The sequence below is a fragment of the Gluconacetobacter johannae genome (assembly GCF_014174305.1).
In the GTDB taxonomy this organism is placed as follows: domain Bacteria; phylum Pseudomonadota; class Alphaproteobacteria; order Acetobacterales; family Acetobacteraceae; genus Gluconacetobacter; species Gluconacetobacter johannae.
This window is the reverse complement of record NZ_JABEQH010000041.1, coordinates 1-1,219: the sequence shown is the minus strand read 5'-3', so window position 1 is coordinate 1,219 and position 1,219 is coordinate 1. Positions and strand designations below refer to the sequence as shown.

Sequence of the window (1,219 nt, the reverse complement as noted above, 5' to 3'; positions counted from 1 at the left end):
TGAATAGCCCCTAGTTTTCTAGACGCCTTGAACATTCAAAATCTGCTGTTGTTCGAATTGCACGGGTGACAGCATCCCGTTCCTGACGTGCTTGCGCACCGGATTATAGAACATTTCGATGTAGTCAAACACGTCCTGCCGGGCTTCCTGGCGCGTTTTGTAGGTTCGACGCCGGATGCGCTCGCGCTTGAGCGATGAGAAAAAACTCTCCGCCACAGCATTGTCGTGGCAATTGCCGCGTCGGCTCATCGAGTGTTCCAGATTGTGAGCCCGTATGAAGGCAGTCCAGTCCATGCTGGTAAACTGACTGCCCTGATCCGAGTGGATCAGCACCCGGCTTCTGGGCTTTCGTCGCCAGATGGCCATATGGAGCGCCTGCAGTACCACATCCGTGGTCTGGCGGCTCTGCATCGACCAGCCCACTACACGACGCGAATAGAGGTCGAGCACGACTGCAAGGTAGGCAAACCCTTCCATGGTGCGGATATAAGTGATGTCTGTGACCCATACCCTGTCGGGTGCCTCGACATCAAACTGCCGGGCCAGCGTGTTGTCGATTACGAGGGATGGCCTGCCACTATGGCTACCTAACCGGCGCCTGTAGCCAATCTGTGCCTTGATGCCCGCCAGTTTTGTCAGCCGTGCCACGCGGTTCGGACAGCAGGTCTCGCCCTGATCGAGCAGATCATCATGCAACTTACGGTAGCCATAAACCCTGCCGCTGTCGTTCCAGGCCTGACGGATCAACGTGGTCTGTCGGATGTCCTCGCAAGCCCGTCGGCTCAGCGGCTCCTTCCGCCAGGCATAATAGCCACTGGGCTGCACGGCCAGACAGCGGCACATCGCCCGAATTCCAAAATGATCGCGATGCTCGGCAATGAAGGCGTATCTCACTTTGCATCCCTGGCGAAATACGCGGTGACTTTTTTTAAGATGTCACGCTCCTCGGTCACCCGGGCCAGTTCGCGCTTCAGTTGCCGGATCTCGGCATCCTTGCAGGTATCGCCTGATGCCACCTTCGCGAATTGCCGCTTCCACGCATACAGCGAATGTGTGCTGACCCCGAGCCGCTGCGAAACTTCCGCTACCGGATATCCCCGTTCGGTAATCTGCGCCACCGCATCACGCTTGAACTCATCACTGAAATTGGGCTTCCCCATCAATGCCTCCTGTCCTCATTTTTAGGAGCCTGGGCGTCCAGAAATCTAGGGGCTATTCA

The 1,219-nt window shown here is 56.8% G+C and carries 1 protein-coding gene; it reads right to left on the bottom strand.

The annotated features are described in order from the left end of the window. Positions 1–18: 18 nt before the first annotated feature. A protein-coding gene (locus tag HLH21_RS16805; RefSeq protein WP_182944894.1) for an IS3 family transposase occupies positions 19–1,160 on the bottom strand; the annotation gives its coding sequence in 2 pieces (ribosomal slippage) (positions 19–935 and positions 935–1,160; 1,143 coding nt in all). Positions 1,161–1,219 lie beyond the last annotated feature (59 nt).